This window comes from Luteirhabdus pelagi, assembly GCF_016827595.1.
Classification (GTDB): domain Bacteria; phylum Bacteroidota; class Bacteroidia; order Flavobacteriales; family Flavobacteriaceae; genus Luteirhabdus; species Luteirhabdus pelagi.
The window spans coordinates 699,530-718,623 of record NZ_JAECMS010000001.1 but is presented as its reverse complement, the minus strand read 5'-3'; the positions used below and the strand labels follow the sequence as shown (position 1 = coordinate 718,623).

Below are 19,094 nucleotides of genomic sequence, written 5' to 3'. Positions count from 1 at the left end.
GAATTATTTATGAAAAAGATGAAAAAATTATTGCTACAACCCTTAGTTGCTATTTTAATTAGCGCACCATTTGTCATTGGCTGTTCAAGCGACGATGATTCGACTAACGATGACAACAATCCGAGCGCTAGTCAAACCACTGCTATTGTTCAAGACGGAACTTGGCGTATTAGCAGCTTTGTAGATTCGGGTCAAGATGAAACGTCTGATTTTAATGGCTACGTATTCACTTTTGAGAGTGATGGAACCCTGCGAGCTGAAAATGGAAGCAATGATAAAGTTGGTACTTGGGCTATCGATTCTAGTAGTTCTTCCGATGATGACAGCTCTTCTGACGATGACGACTTCATTATCTTCTTTAATGTCTCCGACAGTGATGACTTTGAAGATTTGAACGATGATTGGGATATCCTTTCCGCCAGCGATACCAAAATTGAATTGCGCGACATTAGTGGCGGAAACGGGGGTACCGATACCCTAACCTTCGAGAAGAATTAGCACCCCCAACTAGTTCAATTCTCCTCAACCACCCAATTTTGGGTGGTTTTTTTATGCTTTTAAATTAAAAGGGTAGGGTTTTTTGAAGTAAAACTGTCTCTTTAATACAAACCCCTAAAAAAATAACTATGAACCGACTAAAGAAAAGTATCCTGATTCTGATGACAGGATTGTTTGTAATGGCTAGTTCCTGTACAAGGGATGAAGAACCAATGCCAGAAGATGTCAATGCGATATCGGCACAACTCACCACCTTAATGGAACGCGCCTCCTCAGGCCCGAACGATTCGAACGCAATCGATTGTATCGATTTCTTATATCCGATAACCTTATTTGTGTATGATAGTAACCAAGAACAGACCGATACGGTAACAATCAATAACGATGGTGAATTGTTTACTTTCTTAACACAATTAGACCCTGACTTTTCCGTAAGTATTAGCTATCCTATTCAAGTAGTACTTAATGATGGGACTGTGGTTGAAGTAACCGATAATGAACAATTAGGAACGCTTATATCCGATTGTGAAAGTAACGGGCAGAATGAAGTTCCAGCCGATTTTGTACAATATCTTACCGATGGTGTTTGGTATGTAACCTATTATTTTGATGATACGGATGAAACGAGCGATTTTGCGGGATATGCCTTCGAATTTGCTAGCGATAGCACTGCAACAGCTACTAAAAATGGCGTGGTTACCAATGGAACGTGGGGACTTACGGGAAGCAGTTTCCCTGACCTCGAACTTTTCTTTGGAAATGAAGATCCTTTAGATGAGTTGGATGAAGATTGGGATATCATCAATGCAACAAACGAAATTATTGAACTGAAGGACATCAGTGGCGATAGCACCATCGATTATGTCACCTTTGAACGGAACCCAAATGGTGGTGGAACCGGAAATAGCGATTTTGTGGCTGCTTTAACCGATGGTTCTTGGTATGTGAACCTTTTGGAAGATGATGGAAACGATGAAACATGCGACTATGCCGAATACGAGTTTGTGTTTGCCTCTAATGAAACAGTCACCGCCAGCAGTGCGAACAATACTGTAAATGGTACGTGGTCGACGACCGGAAGTGGATCGACATTGGATTTAGTCCTAAACTTTGATACGACTGGCGAGAACGATCCGTTCGATGATCTGAACGACGATTGGGATGTAACTAATTTCACTACCGAACTTATCGAATTGTTGGATATCAGCGGTGGAAACGGAGGTACCGATTACCTGAACTTCGGAAGAAATCCTGCTAATTGTGGTGGAACGGGTAATGGCGATTTTGTAAATACACTTACTGATGGAAGTTGGTACGTTAATCTACTGGAAGATGATGGTGATGATGAAACCTGCGACTATGTAGCGTATGAGTTTGTGTTCGCAAGCAATCAAACGGTAACCGCAACTAGCGATAATAATACAGTAAATGGTACCTGGTCTGCTACGGGTAGCGGAGCGTCGCTCGACTTAAATTTGAATTTCGATACTACAGGTGAAGATGACCCTTTCGACGACCTAAATGACGATTGGGATGTAAGCAATTTCACTACCGAGCTAATAGAACTGATCGATATTAGTGGTGGAAATGGTGGAACCGATTATCTTAATTTTGGAAGAAATCCTGCCGACTGTGGTGGTACCGGCACAGGCGATGCCCAAGAGCTGATGGATATTTTAGTTGATGGCATGTGGTATGTGGAAACATATCTGGACGATGGGAATAATGAAACGAACGATTATACAAATTATACCTTCGACTTCAATACCGATGGTACCGTTGCCATCGATGCTAATGGTACTTCGGAAAGCGGAACTTGGAGCGTTGGGTTTGACGATAATGTTTTAAAGGTTACCTTAAACTTGGGTCCAACCTCACCACTTGAAGAACTAAACGACGATTGGGATGTTGACAACTATATTACAACCCGAGTAGAATTGTTTGATGTTAGTGGAGGTAACGGTGGCACCGATACCTTAGTGTTCGAGAAGCTATAAGTGTTGCTCCTCAATTTTTGCCCCAATTGGAAAAGCCACTCCCTTGATGGAGTGGCTTTTTATGTTACATGCCGTAAAGCTCTTTTCCACTTTCTTCATATTTATCGCCTTTCACCCAGAAAGGTTTTTTAGACATATTACCAATAGCGCGTCCAGACATTACATACGATTGGAAAAACTTCAACAAATAGTCGTAATCCAACGAATCTGCTTCATCGCCAGCTTGGTGATAGTATTTCATGATTTCAGCATCGAATGCGGTGAACCCCAGTGAAAATGTAGGGGCCGGGATACCTTTTCTTGCAAAATGAACATTATCGCTTCTGTCGAACAACCCTTGTTCTGGGGCAGGGTCTTCGATGGCGGTCAGCCCGAAGGAAGAAACAGCATCCTTCAACTCTTTTTCAGCAGTAGTTCGCGTTAGCCCAACTATTGTTGCCTTCGTGGTGTCGTTGTATCCACCATTGTCGCTGTTAAAACAATATACCATTTGCTCCAAGGGTACGATGGGGTTTTCAACATAGTATTTACTTCCGAGTAGCCCTTTTTCTTCCGCAGTAAATAGAATGAATAAAGCCGAACGTTTCGTAGGATATTTAGACAGGTTTTCAGCCATGCTAAGCACCGTAGTAACTCCTACGGCATTATCGCGTGCGCCATTATAAATCGTATCGCCTGTTGTGTCGGCTTCACCAATACCTACATGGTCGTAATGACCCGAATAGATGACATACTCGTTTTTTAGGGTAGCATCACTTCCTTCCACGATACCTACTACGTTTTGTGACAGTATGGTTTCTGAAGTAGCTCCCGAAACGGTACATTTTACTGTAATTGCTTTTTTGCTGCTTAAATCGTTCGCATACGTTCCGAATTCATCACGAATCCACAGGTATGGTAATTTTTTCGCTCCTTCTTCTGTGTTGGCTAATTGAATTTGGGTGGCGCCAAATCGATTTGAGAGATACCCCCATGTGCGGTCGCCAGCTTTTACAAGCTCAATGACTCCCGCAGCGCCAGCCTTCATGGCGAGTTCCATTTTTTTATCGCGAAGTCCGAAGGCTTCTTGAATATTGTCCGACTTGGGGCTGCCAGCTTTTATAAAAACTAATTTTTCGTTTACGTCGGCATTTTTATAGTCGTCTTCCAGACCATAGCCCAAGTAGACGCCATTTCCCCCGTAGCTAAAGTTTTGTGGCATAACAGCAACTTTCTCCTTATACTCCGAACCGTTTACTACTAAGGTCATACGATTTGGGGGTGTGCTTTTCTCTAAAGGAACCTCTTGATAATAGTTCCCTGTTTTCGGATTTGGCTGAACTCCATAGCTTTTTAACATGCTTGCGATATAGGCAGCAGCTATCTTATTGCCTTCGGTACCGGTTTCCCTTCCTTTTAATAAATCATCAGAAAGGAAACCTATATGGGCGCGTATATCATGCTGATCTACCGTAGCAGCCGTTTTTTCCCTATCGGTTTGCGCGAGGCCCGTAATTGAAATAAAAAGAAATAGAAATGAATAAATTGATTTCATACAAAAGATTTTGTTGCTAAAGATATATAAGTTTTTTTCGGCTCGAAAGGATTACCTACCCGTCACTAAAAATAAGTGTTTAATAATTTTTAAAATATATTAAACAAAAGTTAATCATTCTATTTATTTAATGGGTCTCCAGTATTTTAGCTAAAAACTAATACTATGAAAAACCTTTTAAAACTAACAAGCATTTTGCTATTCGGTATTTTTATGGTTGCTTGCAGCAACGATGATGATGCCGGAGATGTAGATGACAATCAGACCATTGCCGAATTTGTGGCAGACAATCCGAACTATTCTTCCTTGGCAGCAGCTTTGGAACGAGCTGGTCTTACGGCCACCCTAAATGGGAGCGCTTCTTATACCGTCTTTGCTCCTAACAACGCAGCTTTTGATGCCTTTTTGCAGGCTAATAATTTCGCAAGTCTAGAGGATGTTCCAGAAGAAGCCTTACGACAAACACTCCTAAATCATGTATTAAATGGCGAACTTGCTTCGGGCGATTTATCTACAGGCTACAACACTACATTGGCAACGTATTCGAATACCGACAACAATCTTAGTATTTATATTAATACGAGCAACGGAGTAGAACTCAATGGGGTTTCAACCGTAACGAATGCCGATATCTCAGCTGAAAACGGGATTATTCATGCTGTAGATGCTGTAATTACACTGCCTACGGTAGTAACCTTTGCTACAGCCGATCCTACTTTTGAAACGTTGGTTCAGGCGTTAACGCGTGATGATCAGCCTGATTTTGTTGGAGTTCTATCGACACCAATCCCAGCTGATTTACCCCCATTTACAGTATTTGGACCTACTAATGATGCCTTTGGCGCATTATTGACTGAATTGAGCATCAATTCTCTTGCCGATATAGATGGCGGTACGTTAACGGCAACTTTGAACACACATGTTATTCAAGGAGCTAATGTGCGAGCGGAAGACCTTACAACGGGAACTGTACTTACTTTAGGGGCAAACATTGAAGTTGATGCAGATGCTGCAACGATTACAGACCCTAATGGAAGAACAAGTAATATTATTGTTACAAACGTACAAGCGGCGAACGGTGTAGTTCACGCCATCGATCAAGTACTGTTACCCTCCCTATAAATTGAGTTTTATAAAAACGAAAAATCCACTCCATTTCAGAGTGGATTTTTTTATATCATCAATTATTATTACTTCTTGAAGACAGCACCTTCTTTCATTACGAATGATATATTTGTAAGCGCTGAAATATTCTGAAGTGGATTTTCTTTTACGGCAACAATATCAGCCCACTTCCCACTTGAAATAGTGCCTAGACTATCCTCCATTCCCAACAATTCTGCTGCAACGATAGTTGCCGATCTGATGGCTTCATTTTCATCCATACCATACTCGACCATTATTTCAAACTCCCGAGCGTTCGTACCATGCTTGCTAACGCCGCTATCCGTACCAAACGCAATTTTCACACCACCTTTTAAAGCCCTTTTGAAGGATTCCTCTACTACGGGTGCCACCTGTCGGATTTTTTCTGCGATAGCAGGCGGAATCTGATTGTTAACCTCCAGTTCTTCAGAAACCGAAACCCCTGCCAACAGGGTTGGGACTAAATAGGCATCATTTTCATTGAAGAGGCGAACCGATTCGTCATCCAAGTATGAACCATGTTCAATGGAATTCACGCCAGCACGGAGCGCCGCATTTATACCGTCAGCTTCATGGGCATGAGCCGCTACCTTCCTTCCAAGGGAGTGTGCTGTTTCGACAATCGACTCCAATTCCTCGTCGGTTAATTGCTGGGCGACTCCTGCCGCAGTATTACTAAGAACACCACCCGTTGCTGTTATTTTAATAACATCCGCACCTTGTTTGATACGTGCCCGGACTGCTCGGCGACAATCATCAGTACCGTCGCAAATGCCAACATTCTGTTCAAAAGCATTCATGATTTCTGGTCGATAGCCATGCCAATCGCCATGACCACCCGTCGCTGAAATAGCGCCTAAAGAAGCTATAATTCTAGGGCCTTTCACATTACCTTCGGCGATGGCCCGTTTTAAGGCTGTAACTAATTTATGGTCGCCACCTAGATTACGAACTGTTGTAAAACCCGCATCCAGAGTAGCTTCTGCGAAGGGGATGGCGCGATATGCTGCATCTTCGTCGTATAAGGTGGTCCATTCATGCGGATTTGCAGCGGGATCACGTTCTCCGGTAATATGAGTATGCATATCGATAAAGCCTGGCATTACAAAGGAATCCTTTAAGTCTATAATCGTTGCATTGCTGTTCGAACCTGTGGCAGCAATATACCCTGAGCGTACCTCAACGATTTTACCGTTACGGATCACAATACTTTGTTCTTTTGAAGGTTCCGTGCCAGGTACCGCTAATAATGTTCCCGCATGTAGAATGGTTGTTTGCTGTGCGTAGGATGGTAGTGTAAACACACATATAAATAGCAGAAGGATTAATTTCTTCATAATGGAATAATTTATTCTTATTGGCCACCATATTTTACGATGGCTTCTTCAATTTTTTCGATTCGATTATCAGGGTCGGGATGCGTGCTTTTAAATTCGGGTACGCGATTGGGTCCAGCTGCAGCCTTCAGTATTTCCATTACGTCAATCATTTCCCTAGGTTCGTAGCCAGCATTGATCATAAACCGAACACCGAGATCGTCGCTTTCCAATTCATCGTCGCGACCGTTGCCCAACAGTACATTCTGACCGATTCCGGCAACCAATCCCCCAGCGTCTGCACCAACCGAAGCACCTTGTGAAATGGTCTGCCAAAACTCTGTTTCCGCGATTCGCTCTGCGGAATGCCTCCCTAGCACATGTCCGATTTCATGTCCTAACACTCCTGCCAATTGGTCTTCATTTTCCAATTTGGAATAGAGTGCATAGGTGATAAAAATTTGTCCGCCCGGAAGGGCAAAAGCATTTACAGTTTCACTGTCGCTTAACAAGTGAAAATCGAATTGATAGGGTGTATTGCTCGCCATAGTGTTGGTTACCAATTTTTCACCTACCAAATCAACATATTCCTGCAACTGTCGGTCTGGATGCATACCACCATATTGTTCGGCCATCTGCGGTGCACTTTGTAATCCGATAGCAATTTCTTCTTCGGTGGTCAAGGCAATCGCCTGTTCTTTTCCGGTATAAGGGTTCTCTTCAGTGCTAGCGCATTTTTTGAAGAAAGCAAAGGCCACAATGGCCAATCCGATAAGGATACGGATTTTCCAGCTGCTTCGTCTCATGGGTTCAGGTATTTAAGCCTGTTAAAGTTACGAAAGTAATTCGGGATTTATATCGAGAATATTCTCGTTGCGGTATTTTTCAATAAAGGTATCGGTGAAATGTTCAGCGCCTAAAACCGATTCTTCCATAAGAATTTCCTTTACATTCAATTTCTTATACTCCTTTAGCATCGGTATGGAAACGGGCGCAAAACTAAAATGCCAAGGTTCGTAGGCAAAACCTTTTCGATTTCCGTTATCGGTATAGACTTCATAGAAACCAAATTCGTTTGCATGTTCGTCCATCCAAGCTTTCATCTTACAAAAGGGACCATTTCCGTGAAAATGCTCCGCCTGTAATACATTTTCAGACCGTGGTGCATTGCCATCGATGAGGTCGAGGTCGGTACCCCAATGGTGACGAGATGTTCCGGGAATGGTGGAATATTCTACAATTTTATCAATAGCCTCCATAGGGGAGAGGCCTTGGTTGGTAAAGCGCTTATACTTTCCTTCAAAAATCTGTTTTTGTCGGTCGAAACTTCGGTAAGCAGAAACCACTTCCAATTCAATATTTTCAGTTGCGGCTGCCGATCTCATTTTCTGAAAGGCTTCTTTTGTCTGTCGATGCATGGTCGATCGATAGCTATCACCAATTAAATCTGGATTTCCCCTTCCGGTAAGCTGTTCCTTTGTAAATGATTGTAGGGTAGTAAAACTCAATGATGGTAACATACTTACACCGACGGCGCCCAAGGCGGTGATTTTAAAAAATTGATTTCGATTCATAGCAAATATGTTTTTAGTCGAAGTGAATTTCAGAACCCGAGGTTTTTTCTACTGCTTCTTTGTCCTTTTCAAAAATTCGAACGGAAAGTTCGCCGCCAAGCGTTATAGTATCGCCTTGCACTCGCAACCAACTTCCTTCACGAATTCCGACCACGGGTAAGGTATTGTACGCATGAAATTCGCCAATTCTTGTTTCGCGAGTTTCCCCCATATGCTTGCTATCGGGATCTGGGTCTAAATAGTGTGGGTTAATATTGAATGGAATGGCGCCCAAGGTTTTAAATGAAGGCGGGTACATAATCGGCATATCGTTGGTCGTTTGCATAGTAACACCGGCAATATTACTTCCGGCACTGGTGCCAAGGTAGGGGAGGCCGTCAAAAATTGCTTCCCGTAAAGCAGGCATTATGTTGAAGTTGTACAACTGACTAACCAAGACGAAGGTGTTTCCACCTCCCGTAAAAACACCTTTGCTATTTTTGATGGCTGCTGCTGGATCTTCAAATGTATGTATGCCACGGATAGATTTTCCAATTTTCTGAAAGGCATCATGAGCCTTTTCAGTATATTGATTATGCGAAATGCCACCAGGTCTTGCATAGGGAATAAAGATGATGTCATCGGTTTCAAAAAAAAGTGCTTCCAATTCTGATAAAAGGTAGTCAAGATAAGCACCTCCGTGCACGGTAGAAGTACTTGCTAACAATAGGTTTTTCATAAAAATCGCTTCAAACCATAAAAATAAGAAACGCTTCCGCCAAACGCTCGTCTTTCAAATGTAAATTCTATCAATGGGAAAATTTTACCCCTTACTCCTTGCCTTATTCTGTATCGCTACTTTTCATGCGCAAACTTCTGAAAGAACTATTGTTCCTGGGGTTGTTACCGCCCCAGTGGGTGATGATGTAGAAGGGGTTCATATCTTTAATAAATCCATCAATAAAGGAACGGTGACCGACGCTTCTGGAGCTTTCGAATTACTGATGGGGCGTAACGACCATATTGTGGTTACGGCATTGCAATACCAGACCTTCACTGTAATAGTTGACGAAGAAACGATATTGAAAAACAATTTGAAGATTTACCTGAATCCCGCCATAAATGAATTGGAGGAGGTGGTTATTCGGCCGCATTCCCTTACCGGAAACTTAAAAATTGACGCTGAAAATATCGACACTTATGTCTTTGTGCCCAATTGGGATTTATCGTATGAAACAATAATGAACGATTACGAATTTGCGCCAGATCGCCTATCGAAAATTCAGGGAAATGCCGCAGAGGATGCCCTTGGATTGAATAAAATGCCCGTCGCTTCGCTGGATTTTGTGAAGGTGGCCGAATTAATTTTTCCAAAGCGGAAAAAAAGCAAGGGGAAAGCTGAAAAGTTGAAAAGCAGAAGCGATCTTTTCGAAGCCTTACAGAATCATTATTCAGATTCGTTTTTGTGGACTACCTTTGGAATACCGAAGGAGAAAGCAAAGCATTTCCTCTATTACACTATCGATAATGGACTTAAAAGTGAATGGCTTACCGATGAAAATGCATTGTTGTTGTTCGAATTCATGTTGGAGCAGAGCGAAGCGTATGCAGCGGTGTATCTCAAAACCGACTAAGCTACTCTTTTTGCTGATCGCTTTGTTCAGTATATCCTCCCACGGGCAACAGCGACAAGAATTAAGGGGTGAAGTACGGGATGTAAGCGACGTGGAAAGTATTCATGTTATGAACCTCAATTCCCGTTACAATACCATTACCAATCAAAACGGTGCGTTTGTAATAGCTGCGAAGGCAAATGATACCCTCATGCTTTCATCCGTTCAATATGAAGTGAAAAAAGTTGTCATTACACAAAAAGTATTGGATGAACAGCCTTTGATCGTCTATTTGAAAGAGGCTATAAACGAATTGGATGAGGTATACCTAGGCCCGAATTTAACGGGAAACCTGTCGTCGGACCTGAAAAATATCAAAACAGAGAAGCAGTTAAATTTTGATGATGTTGGTATTCCAGGGTTCAAGGGTGAACACGAAGAAAAAATTCCAAATCTTGTTGGTCAGGTGATTACGCCTGTATCGGTAGACGTTGAAGGATTGTACAAATATATCAGTGGCTATTATAAAAAGTTGAAAAAACGACGCGAGTGGCAACAACAGAACGAAAATGTAGCAGCGTTGCTAGTCTTGTATTCCTCCGATTTTTTTAGTGAAGCCTTTCAGATACCGGAACACCGTACCTACGACTTCTTATTGTTTTGTCTAGAAACGAGCGATATGAAGAATGCTTTTATTAAAGAGGATTTCGCCAATGTAATCGCTATTTTTGAAGCCAAGGCACCTGTTTATAGAGAGCGGTTTTCTTCCGAAGAATGAGAAAAAAGGAATGAATCTTGTAACATTTAGGTTGCCTCAACATCTAATGAACAGGTAATGGCTATGAAGTTTTTAAAAATCTTAGTACTCGTATGTTGTATTCCGCTGTTTTCGGGAGCCGGAATTGCGCATAAATTTTATGTAAGTACTACTATTGTAGAGTATGCGAAGAAGAAGGAGTCACTTCAGATTATCACTAAAATATTTATCGACGATTTGGAAAATGTATTGCGAAAGCGATATCAAAACCCGGATATTTCGTTGGCAACGACCAAGGAAACTGAAGCCTATGCCGATTTGGCAAGATCCTACATCCTAAAAAAGCTTCATTTTAAGGTGAATGGAAAAGAAATCGAACCCGAGTATTTAGGTCGAGAATATGATATTGACATTATGAGTGCCTATCTTGAAATTAAGGATGTTTCAACATTGAAATCGTTGGAAATTGAAAATGAAGTACTCTTCGATATGTTCGATGATCAGCAAAATATCATTCACCTAAAAACACCACAAACCAACCGAAGTTTTATTCTCGAAAAATCAAAACCTAAAGAAATGTTAAACTTCAAGTAATTCACATTTCAAACCGTATCATAAAACCTATTTTTAACCGCCTAAAAATTATCGCAGATATTATGAAAATACTTAAGTATCTTTTTGTCGCTAGCCTGTTTCTTTCAACAGGAATAATGCAAGCGCAGGATCAAGAGGAAAATTCCGAAGCAACGGAAGAAGTTCGAAAACAAGGACATTATAATAATAACCGTTTTAAGCAACTGTATGAGGAGTTTTCTACTCCTAACCAATACAGAAGTGCGAGCGGTGCGCCGGGACCAAATTATTATCAGCAGCAGGCGGATTATGAAATGGATATCGAATTGAACGATGAGGAAAAGCGCTTGTATGGTACCGAAACCATTACGTACTATAATAATTCACCAGATGTATTGGAATACCTTTGGGTACAATTAGACCAAAACGTTCGTGCCCGCGACTCCAAATCGCCTCTAATTGAACCCGACGGAGCAGTTCCAGCTGAATTGGCTGCAAGCTTCGTTTCCAATAGAATGACCGAAGGTTTTGATGGTGGTTTTAAGATTGATTATGTTCGAGATGAGGACGGAAAACCACTCCCGCATACTATTAACCGTACGATGATGCGTGTCGAGTTACCAGAGGATATGGAGCCTGGCGACGATTTCACTTTTTCTATCAAATGGTGGTACAATATTCCCGACCATACCGTAAATCGTGCTCGTAGTGGATATGAAGAATTTGCAGACGGAAACCGATCGTATGTTATCGCACAGTTCTACCCGCGTATGGCTGTGTATAATGATGTTGAGGGATGGCAGAACAGTCAGTTCTGGGGTCGCGATGAGTTCGCACTTCCTTTTGGCGATTTTGAAGTGAACATTACGGTTCCATCCGATCACGTATTGGATGCTACTGGAAGCCTTCAGAATAGAAAAGAGGTATTCTCAAAAGAAATGATGCGCCGTTACGATATGGCGAAGAAAAACTACGATAAGCCTGTAATTATCGTTTCCCAAGAAGAAGCAGAAGCGGCTTCTAAAGGATTTGCTACTAGCAAGAAAACATGGAAATTCAAGGCAGAAAATGTACGTGACTATGCGTTTGCAACCTCGCGTAAGTTTATCTGGGATATGATGGCCGTGAGGCAGAATAACGGTTCTACTGTGATGGCGGTTTCACTTTATCCACCAGAAGGGAATCCATTGTGGGAGGAATATTCTACAAGAGCGGTTGCCAGTACCTTGGAGTCGTATTCTCGTATGACTTTCGATTATCCTTATCCTAAAGCTATTTCAGTGCATGCGAAGAATCAAGGAATGGAATATCCGATGATCTGCTGGAACTATGGTCGTCCCGACGAAGATGGAAACTATAGCGAGCGTACGAAATACGGAATGATTTCCGTAATTATTCACGAAGTGGGACATAACTATTTCCCGATGATCGTGAATAGCGATGAGCGTCAGTGGACGTGGATGGACGAAGGATTGAATACCTTCGTACAGTATGTAGCCGAGCAAGATTTTGGTGAAAAATATCCAGATGCTATTGCACCAAACCAGAAATATCCTTCCCGTCGCGGACCGGCGAAGAATATCGTAAATTATATGTCGGCCGATCAAGATCAGATGGCACCGATTATGACAAAAGGATTAAATACCTATAATTTTGGAGCAAATGCCTATGGAAAGCCAGCGACTGGATTAAACATACTTCGTGAAACCATTATGGGGCGCGACCTATTCGATTATGCATTTAAGGTATACTCGAATCGTTGGATGTTCAAACACCCAACGCCAGAGGATTTCTTCCGTTCAATGGAAGATGCATCAGCAGTCGATTTAGATTGGTTCTGGAGAGCATGGTTCTACACTACCGAATTTACCGATATCGGTGTGAAGGATGTGAAAAAATTCTTTGTCACTTCAAAGATGAACGCCCAAGTACGTCAAATGATGGAATCTCGCGGCATGAGTGAAAGCGATCTTCCTCCTTTGGTATATTTAGTTGAAGAAGATAGTGAAGACTTCGATGAAAGTATGCGAAATGCTTCTTTGAAGGATGTTAGTACCCTTCAGGAATTTATTATGGATAATTATTCAGCTGAAGAGCGTGCGCGATTGAAGAAGCCTAAATACTTCTACGAAATCACCTTCGAAAAGCCGGGTGGAATTCCAATGCCGATTATTGCTGAATATCACTATGCAGATGGAAGCACCGAAACCATCACGTACCCTGCACAGATCTGGAGAAAAAATGATGCTGAGGTAAGCAAGTTGATGGCTACTGAAAAGGAAATCACAAAAATCGTTGTCGATCCAGAGGAAGAAACAGCCGATATCGATACCGAAAATAATACTTGGCCACAGCGTAAGAAGTTAAGCGAGTTCGAATCGTTTAAGCAACGAAACGACCAAGACTAATTGCGTTACTGAAACGGAACGAAATCCCTGCCAATTCGATTGGTGGGGATTTTTTGTTATAAATCGTCTATATGACGCTATCGCGAACCGTATTCAATTGCGTATATTTGCAGCATGATTTCGCAAGTTATTTTTCTATTTATTAGCGGGGCCGAAATTGTTTTTATTCTCTTCATTGTCCTGCTAGTCTTTGGTGCCGATAAGGTGCCGGAAATCGCACGTGGTTTGGGAAAGGGAATGCGACAGATCAAGGATGCTACAAACGATATCAAATCGGAGATAACTAAAAGTGCCGAGAAGCAAGGAATTGATGTAGATATAACCAAGGATGTGCGTAAGGAAATCGATCAGGTAAAAGATGACGTAGAAGAAATTACAGGTCCCATTAAGCGTAAGTTCTAATGCTTGAGCTCCTGAAACATTGGGATCAAGAGCTTTTTATTTTCTTGAATAACTTAGGGATCGAACGGTATGATGCGTTTTGGATAACCATAACCCAAGAGGAAACTTGGACTCCCTTATTTATAATATTCATCGGTTTGATATTCTTTTATTATCGAGCAAAAAAAGGGGGAATAGTATTATTGATGCTGCTAGTAACTGTTGGGCTGACGATGCTTCTTACCAACACGGTGAAGGAGAGTATCGAACGTCTACGCCCTAATAATGTTGAAGCATTGTCGGAACTTATCCGAATTTTACAGCGACCTTCGAATTTCAGTTTTTTCTCAGGCCATGCGAGCTCCAGTTTTTCAGTAACGACGTTTATGGTATTGGTCATACGCCACTATACCAAATGGATTTACCTTGCATATCTGTGGCCGTTATTATTTGTAGCCAGTCGTATTTTTGTAGGGGTCCATTATCCTAGTGATATTGTGGTAGGAGCTATGGTTGGCGTAGTAATGGCCTACGGCGGGTATGTGGCTACAAAACGCATATTAGTAGCTATTCGTTGAAAGTGAATTTCTTAGGTGAAGATTAAGAGTGTTTTTTTCGTATCTTGGAACGAAATCAACAAAACCAACCTAATATGAAAAGAATTCACTATTTCATTGTAGCAGGATTCTTGGCGCTTGCCGCGTGTACCCAAGATCCTATTTCAGAAGAAGTTCAAGAAACAGATCTTACTTCCACTTCACAACAAGAATTGTTAACCATCCCACAAATCAATGCCATCATCGATGCTGAACTGCGAGCTAATGGCGACTTCAGTTGGAGTACTGTAAGCGATCAAGTACTTTGGAGTGCAACGGTACATGGTAGCAATATCCTAACGATTGGTTATGGAGAAGAAGGTGAAAGTTTTCGAACTTCCGAAAACAGACGCCTTACCGCTTCAAAAAACCAGATCATCGCAACGGTGGCAGCGTCAGAAAACAGTCGTCGCGCTGATATGCTAATGGACGATGATGCTATTCTGAATGTAATTGATGTCGAGGTGAAAAACCTTGCTACCATAACAGAACTTCGAAAGCGCACCGACATTCGCTATCTGGAACCGAATGGTTATTCACATTTCACCAGTGAAACCTATCCCCAACAACGTTCTTCCAGTGGCTGCGATAAAGACGGTCAGACCCTGAATACAAACGACTACCGTACCGTAGCGCCAGGTGCTCTAGTAAGCTGGACGTACGACGAACACAATATTGAACAAGCTTGGGCCCACAGCACAGGCGCTGGAATTACCGTTGGACTTATCGATACGGGTGTTTCCCAAAGTCAACCATTTTTGGGGAATAAATTCAATGATGGCTGGAGCAGTGGTAGAAGTATCCAAAAATATGGAACTTTTATCGATTCGGCATGGTGGTGGAGTAGCAACTATGACGGTCCGCACGACAAATGTGGCCATGGAACCAGTATGGGAAGTACTATTGCATCGCCTCGAAACAATGAAAACATGCCAGTAGGAGTGGCTTATAACTGTAATCTGGTGTCGTATCGCGCTACAGAAGATGTAGTACTAAACGATTACCATGAGCGAAAAGGTGTTTCCGACGCTTTGAAGCAACTTGGAAATAGAAGTGATGTAAAGATCATCTCGATGTCAGTTGGATATCCATGGGGCATAGGAAATGTTCGCGATGCTGTGAAGTATGCGTACAATCGAGGTAAATTGATTTTCGCCGCTGGTGGAACATCCTTAAACTTCACCAATTGGTATCCTGTTATTTTTCCCGCAAGCATGAATGAAACAGTGGCCGTAACGGGTATTACCGACGATGGTACCTATCAACAGTGTGATACCTGCCATGACGGAAGCGAGATTGAGTTCACTATTGTCATGGAGCGCGATAATAACAACGGACGTACTGGAACGGTATTAGGATTCTATAATGGCGATCGCGATTATGTGGGTGGCTCATCTGTAGCTACTGCGACGACAGCGGGTATCGCGGCCTTGGTATGGTCGAAATATCCAGGATGGTCGCGTAGCCAAGTATTGAACAGAATGCGACAAAGCTCCGAGTTTTATCCGTATAAGGATAGCACGAAAGGGTATGGAAATATAGATGCATTGGAAGCTGTTCAGTAAATAGGAGCTATTATATCAGATAAAGACAAATCCGGCCTTGTGCCGGATTCGTTTTAAGGGGGCGCCGAGACTGTATCGAACGCTTTATACAACTGGTTTGATCTTTTGAATAAAAGTGAGCATTTTAGGAATCTTACATACCCTTTACACGAAGGAGACATGACCCAAACACGACTGAAACATGACATAGCCACGATATAGTAAGTTCTTATCGTACCCTCGAAACCGTCAATCCATCGCGAATGGGTAGTAATACGGTTTCCAGTTTTGGATGCTCGTTAAGCAGTTTGTTGTATTGTATTAATGCTTTAGTATCTTCATCATCGTCCTTTACCGGTTGTACCACCTTTCCACTCCATAATACATTGTCGCTTAAAATAACGGAGCCAGAGGTCATCTTTGGAAGTATCAATTCCAAATAATTCGGATAGTTATGCTTATCGGCATCGATAAAGACAATGTCGAATGTTTCATCGATAGTGGGAATTATTTCCAATGCGTTTCCAGTATGCTGAATAATCTGATCGCCATACTTCGATCTATCGAAATACTTCCGTTGGAAGTCATGCAATTCTTCATTATAGTCGATGGTGTGAAGCTTGCCGTCTTCCGTTAATCCTTCTGCTAGGCACAAGGCCGAATAGCCCGTATAGGTCCCTATTTCCAAAATACGCTTCGGACGAATTAATTTTGAAAGCATGCTCAGTACTCTTCCTTGCAAATGACCGCTTAGCATTCGCGGGGCCAATACCTTCTGCCAGGTTTCCCGGTTTAGTTGCTGTAGCAATTCCGGTTCTGGTTGTGAATGTTTCTCTACGTAATCGTTTATGTCGTCTGGTAAAAAATCCATGTCTTAAGTCTGTAGTCTGTAGTTGTTAGTCGATGGTCTTAAGTCTCTAGTCTCTAGAGGTTAGTTAATAGTGTTAAGTAATTATAGTACGGTGATTGAGCCTGCCTGATGGCAATCAGGGCTCTCGAAATCATCGCACATAATTCATAATTCTAAATTCTGAATTCTACATTAGTTTCCTTCAATCCGTGCTACTAACTTTTTCTTCGCTTCTTCATCGTCGCCACAAAGCCACTGTATTACATTGTCGTGCCACATGCTATCGGCCTGATCGGATGTAATGATGTCGCGCTTCATCGCTAAATCCAAAATCTTTCCTGGGTAGGAAGATTGTGGGGCGCTTTCCATTTCACCCAACGGATAGGGGTCGTCCAATCCAACCAAGACCTGCTTCGCCCCTTGGTTCTCTACCAATAGTTTTAAGGAACCGGTATCATGCACTAAGGTATCGAAGAAGATATTTTTATGGCCTACTGCTTTTCTTGGGTGCACCTTGCCTTCAAACAAATCGGGTCGACCGTCAAATCCTTGGATTCTGCGTCCCAAATTGATCTGTGCCAACTGCCCACCATGTGCAAAACAGGTCCGCATGTTCGGATATTTGTCGGCATAGCCATTAAGCGTCAGGAAATGATAGGCATCGGCACATTGTGCCAGCATCCAGATAAGGTGAAAGCGCCACGCGGTATTTTCCAATTTGATAAATTTTTCACCATCATACGGATGGATCTCCACCGCTAGGTTATACTTACTTGCCAGCTCAAAGATCGGCTCGTTCTCTTCATCAAAAATACAGCGCCAGGTCCCGATGGTGTCCATATAATGCGTTGGCAAACACAGTAACTGTAATCCAAGCTCTTCCACACAGCGCTCGATTTCCCATAAGGCACCGCGTACAAATCCTGGGTGTACCACAAAGCCACAGGTAAATTTTGAGGGATTTTCATGCTGTACCTTTGCATTGAAATCATTCTGAAACCGTAAGGCTTGCTTCATTTCTTCCACACGAAGTCCATTTCCATACAATTGGGAAAGGTTCAGCACCACGGCATGGTCGATTTTATATCGTTCCATCCATTCCAACTTTTCCTTCAGAAAGAAACTTGAATCGGTAACGGGGCGGCTCCAATCTTTTTGAAGCATAAACTTTCGGTCCTTATCGACCCAAAAGATGCCCTTGTCCTTCATAAATTGTGGGATCTCCTCAGGATAGGGAAGTAAGTGGGAGTGACCGTTAATTCGCAATTTTCGTTTCATGTGGGTCTTTTTTTGTTGGTTGTTTTTTGGGCGTGTCCTACGGCCGCGCTATCCGCTATATCAATTTTGGTGATCCAGAATTTTCCTAAACTTATCACAGGAACTGTCACTCTGATTTGTCACCCTGAGCCTGTCGAAGGGCTGTCAAACTCAGCGAAACCACCAAAATTGGATGCCGCTGCTATCGCTCACGCAATGGGTGCTCCTATAAACTCTTCGTGCGTCCGCCGTCAACCGGTAAATTGATCCCGTTGATGTAGCTCGCGGCTTCACTTGATAAAAAAGCAACGGCATTCGCAATTTCGCCCGGTTGTGCAAATCGCCTTGCCGGAACAATGCTCTGCATAAAGTTACGCGCTTTTGATGTATCGCCATCAAATCGCTGTGCTGCTTTGTCAATTATATTTTCCAAACGGTCTGTCGCCGTAAAGCCAGGCAATACATTGTTTACGGTAATACCGTATTGGCCCAGTTCGTTCGCCAAGGTCTTGCTCCAATTGGCCACGGCACCACGGATGGTATTGCTAACACCAAGTCCGTCGATTGGCTGTTTCACCGAGGTTGATATGATATTGATAATGCGTCCGTAATCGGCTTCCTTCATTCCTGGAACCAAGGCCTGCACCAAAATCTGGTTACAAACCAAATGCTGCGAAAAGGCGTTTGTAAACTCATCCGTTTCCGCATCGAAAATAGGTCCGCCTTTTGGTCCGCCCGTGTTATTGATCAATATATGAAAGGTCTTGTTTTCCGCTGCTTTCTGTGCTACCGCTTTTACTTGCTCTGGATTCGAGAAATCGGCCACATAATAATTATGTTTTTGCCCTTCCTTATGATCGAGCTCGATAAGCGTTTCCTTCAGTTTTTCTTCATTTCGGGCAACAAGGGTTACCGTTGCCCCCAGTTCTGCCAATTGCTTGGCAGTCGCTTTGCCAATTCCTGCGGTACTACCGCAAACCATGGCATTTTTATCGGTTAGGTCTAGATTCATGCGTTGTTTTTCCGTAAAGATACTAAGATTTTCTGCGGAATTCAGATTCCGTAAACGGC

Annotated in this window: 18 protein-coding genes; 10 read left to right on the top strand and 8 right to left on the bottom strand. The window is 42.5% G+C overall.

Annotated elements, in window-relative coordinates:
- The first annotated feature begins 9 nt into the window (after positions 1–9).
- Positions 10–498 (top strand): hypothetical protein, encoded by a 489-nt coding sequence (locus I4Q58_RS03275; RefSeq protein WP_236002809.1) that lies wholly within the window; start codon positions 10–12, stop codon positions 496–498.
- A gap of 128 nt (positions 499–626) precedes the next feature.
- Complete coding sequence (locus I4Q58_RS03270) at positions 627–2,495, top strand: hypothetical protein (RefSeq protein ID WP_203293662.1); 1,869 nt, start codon at positions 627–629, stop codon at positions 2,493–2,495.
- A gap of 64 nt (positions 2,496–2,559) precedes the next feature.
- Here I4Q58_RS03270 and I4Q58_RS03265 read toward each other — a convergent pair whose 3' ends face one another.
- Entirely contained in the window at positions 2,560–4,029 is a 1,470-nt protein-coding gene (locus tag I4Q58_RS03265; protein WP_203293660.1) for a M28 family peptidase, read from the bottom strand.
- 165 nt (positions 4,030–4,194) lie between these two features.
- Here I4Q58_RS03265 and I4Q58_RS03260 point away from each other — a divergent pair, with 165 nt between their 5' ends.
- Positions 4,195–5,151, top strand: a complete 957-nt coding sequence (locus I4Q58_RS03260; RefSeq protein WP_203293658.1) for a fasciclin domain-containing protein — start codon at positions 4,195–4,197, stop codon at positions 5,149–5,151.
- Between the two features lie 68 nt (positions 5,152–5,219).
- On the opposite strand, the gene I4Q58_RS03255 is transcribed toward I4Q58_RS03260, so the two are convergent.
- Genes I4Q58_RS03255 through pepE form a run of 4 tightly spaced genes read right to left on the bottom strand, consistent with a single transcriptional unit; the run spans position 5,220 to position 8,783 of the window.
- On the bottom strand, positions 5,220–6,512 hold the full coding sequence (locus I4Q58_RS03255) for a metal-dependent hydrolase family protein (protein ID WP_203293656.1): 1,293 nt from the start codon (positions 6,510–6,512) through the stop codon (positions 5,220–5,222).
- A gap of 17 nt (positions 6,513–6,529) precedes the next feature.
- Complete coding sequence (locus I4Q58_RS03250; protein ID WP_203293654.1) at positions 6,530–7,297, bottom strand: M48 family metalloprotease; 768 nt, start codon at positions 7,295–7,297, stop codon at positions 6,530–6,532.
- 27 nt (positions 7,298–7,324) lie between these two features.
- Positions 7,325–8,065, bottom strand: a complete 741-nt coding sequence (locus tag I4Q58_RS03245) for a M15 family metallopeptidase (protein WP_203293652.1) — start codon at positions 8,063–8,065, stop codon at positions 7,325–7,327.
- A 13-nt stretch (positions 8,066–8,078) separates the two neighbouring features.
- On the bottom strand, positions 8,079–8,783 hold the full coding sequence (gene pepE / locus I4Q58_RS03240; protein WP_203293650.1) for a dipeptidase PepE: 705 nt from the start codon (positions 8,781–8,783) through the stop codon (positions 8,079–8,081).
- 73 nt (positions 8,784–8,856) lie between these two features.
- Between pepE and I4Q58_RS03235 the strand changes: the two genes are divergently transcribed.
- The 7 genes from I4Q58_RS03235 to I4Q58_RS03205 all read left to right on the top strand — a co-directional run bounded on the left by I4Q58_RS03235 (position 8,857) and on the right by I4Q58_RS03205 (position 15,937).
- On the top strand, positions 8,857–9,678 hold the full coding sequence (locus I4Q58_RS03235) for a carboxypeptidase-like regulatory domain-containing protein (RefSeq protein ID WP_203293648.1): 822 nt from the start codon (positions 8,857–8,859) through the stop codon (positions 9,676–9,678).
- Positions 9,650–10,435: a peptidase associated/transthyretin-like domain-containing protein gene (locus tag I4Q58_RS03230; protein WP_203293646.1), complete on the top strand. Its 786-nt coding sequence runs from the start codon at positions 9,650–9,652 to the stop codon at positions 10,433–10,435. The genes I4Q58_RS03235 and I4Q58_RS03230 overlap by 29 nt, the downstream gene beginning before the upstream one ends.
- Before the next feature lie 63 nt (positions 10,436–10,498).
- Positions 10,499–11,008: a DUF6702 family protein gene (locus tag I4Q58_RS03225; protein WP_203293644.1), complete on the top strand. Its 510-nt coding sequence runs from the start codon at positions 10,499–10,501 to the stop codon at positions 11,006–11,008.
- A gap of 62 nt (positions 11,009–11,070) precedes the next feature.
- A complete protein-coding gene (locus I4Q58_RS03220; RefSeq protein WP_203293642.1) occupies positions 11,071–13,395 on the top strand; it encodes a M1 family metallopeptidase in 2,325 nt (774 codons plus the stop codon).
- Between the two features lie 114 nt (positions 13,396–13,509).
- On the top strand, positions 13,510–13,797 hold the full coding sequence (gene tatA, locus I4Q58_RS03215; RefSeq protein WP_203293640.1) for a twin-arginine translocase TatA/TatE family subunit: 288 nt from the start codon (positions 13,510–13,512) through the stop codon (positions 13,795–13,797).
- Positions 13,797–14,354, top strand: coding sequence for a phosphatase PAP2 family protein (locus I4Q58_RS03210; RefSeq protein ID WP_203293638.1), 558 nt, complete (start codon positions 13,797–13,799; stop codon positions 14,352–14,354). Before tatA ends, I4Q58_RS03210 begins: the two co-directional genes overlap by 1 nt.
- Positions 14,355–14,428: 74 nt before the next feature.
- Positions 14,429–15,937, top strand: coding sequence for a S8 family peptidase (locus I4Q58_RS03205; protein ID WP_203293636.1), 1,509 nt, complete (start codon positions 14,429–14,431; stop codon positions 15,935–15,937).
- A gap of 208 nt (positions 15,938–16,145) precedes the next feature.
- Here the strand turns inward: I4Q58_RS03205 and I4Q58_RS03200 are convergent, their stop codons facing one another.
- The 3 genes from I4Q58_RS03200 to I4Q58_RS03190 form a co-directional block, all read right to left on the bottom strand.
- Positions 16,146–16,787, bottom strand: a complete 642-nt coding sequence (locus I4Q58_RS03200) for an O-methyltransferase (RefSeq protein ID WP_203293634.1) — start codon at positions 16,785–16,787, stop codon at positions 16,146–16,148.
- Between the two features lie 171 nt (positions 16,788–16,958).
- Positions 16,959–18,044, bottom strand: coding sequence for an amidohydrolase family protein (locus I4Q58_RS03195; RefSeq protein ID WP_203293632.1), 1,086 nt, complete (start codon positions 18,042–18,044; stop codon positions 16,959–16,961).
- 205 nt (positions 18,045–18,249) lie between these two features.
- On the bottom strand, positions 18,250–19,035 hold the full coding sequence (locus tag I4Q58_RS03190; protein ID WP_203293630.1) for an SDR family oxidoreductase: 786 nt from the start codon (positions 19,033–19,035) through the stop codon (positions 18,250–18,252).
- Between the last annotated feature and the right edge of the window lie 59 nt (positions 19,036–19,094).

Bases quoted from the DNA above. Each gene is read 5' to 3' on its own strand.
- I4Q58_RS03270 (WP_203293662.1), top strand. From the start codon at position 627: ATGAACCGACTAAAGAAAAGTATCCTGATTCTGATGACAGGATTGTTT.
- I4Q58_RS03255 (WP_203293656.1), bottom strand. From the start codon at position 6,512: ATGAAGAAATTAATCCTTCTGCTATTTATATGTGTGTTTACACTACCA.
- I4Q58_RS03225 (WP_203293644.1), top strand. From the start codon at position 10,499: ATGAAGTTTTTAAAAATCTTAGTACTCGTATGTTGTATTCCGCTGTTT.
- I4Q58_RS03250 (WP_203293654.1), bottom strand. From the start codon at position 7,297: ATGAGACGAAGCAGCTGGAAAATCCGTATCCTTATCGGATTGGCCATT.
- I4Q58_RS03210 (WP_203293638.1), top strand. From the start codon at position 13,797: ATGCTTGAGCTCCTGAAACATTGGGATCAAGAGCTTTTTATTTTCTTG.
- I4Q58_RS03235 (WP_203293648.1), top strand. From the start codon at position 8,857: ATGGGAAAATTTTACCCCTTACTCCTTGCCTTATTCTGTATCGCTACT.
- I4Q58_RS03275 (WP_236002809.1), top strand. From the start codon at position 10: ATGAAAAAGATGAAAAAATTATTGCTACAACCCTTAGTTGCTATTTTA.
- I4Q58_RS03205 (WP_203293636.1), top strand. From the start codon at position 14,429: ATGAAAAGAATTCACTATTTCATTGTAGCAGGATTCTTGGCGCTTGCC.
- I4Q58_RS03230 (WP_203293646.1), top strand. From the start codon at position 9,650: ATGCAGCGGTGTATCTCAAAACCGACTAAGCTACTCTTTTTGCTGATC.
- pepE (WP_203293650.1), bottom strand. From the start codon at position 8,783: ATGAAAAACCTATTGTTAGCAAGTACTTCTACCGTGCACGGAGGTGCT.
- I4Q58_RS03260 (WP_203293658.1), top strand. From the start codon at position 4,195: ATGAAAAACCTTTTAAAACTAACAAGCATTTTGCTATTCGGTATTTTT.
- I4Q58_RS03265 (WP_203293660.1), bottom strand. From the start codon at position 4,029: ATGAAATCAATTTATTCATTTCTATTTCTTTTTATTTCAATTACGGGC.
- I4Q58_RS03200 (WP_203293634.1), bottom strand. From the start codon at position 16,787: ATGGATTTTTTACCAGACGACATAAACGATTACGTAGAGAAACATTCA.
- I4Q58_RS03195 (WP_203293632.1), bottom strand. From the start codon at position 18,044: ATGAAACGAAAATTGCGAATTAACGGTCACTCCCACTTACTTCCCTAT.
- I4Q58_RS03190 (WP_203293630.1), bottom strand. From the start codon at position 19,035: ATGAATCTAGACCTAACCGATAAAAATGCCATGGTTTGCGGTAGTACC.
- I4Q58_RS03245 (WP_203293652.1), bottom strand. From the start codon at position 8,065: ATGAATCGAAATCAATTTTTTAAAATCACCGCCTTGGGCGCCGTCGGT.
- tatA (WP_203293640.1), top strand. From the start codon at position 13,510: ATGATTTCGCAAGTTATTTTTCTATTTATTAGCGGGGCCGAAATTGTT.
- I4Q58_RS03220 (WP_203293642.1), top strand. From the start codon at position 11,071: ATGAAAATACTTAAGTATCTTTTTGTCGCTAGCCTGTTTCTTTCAACA.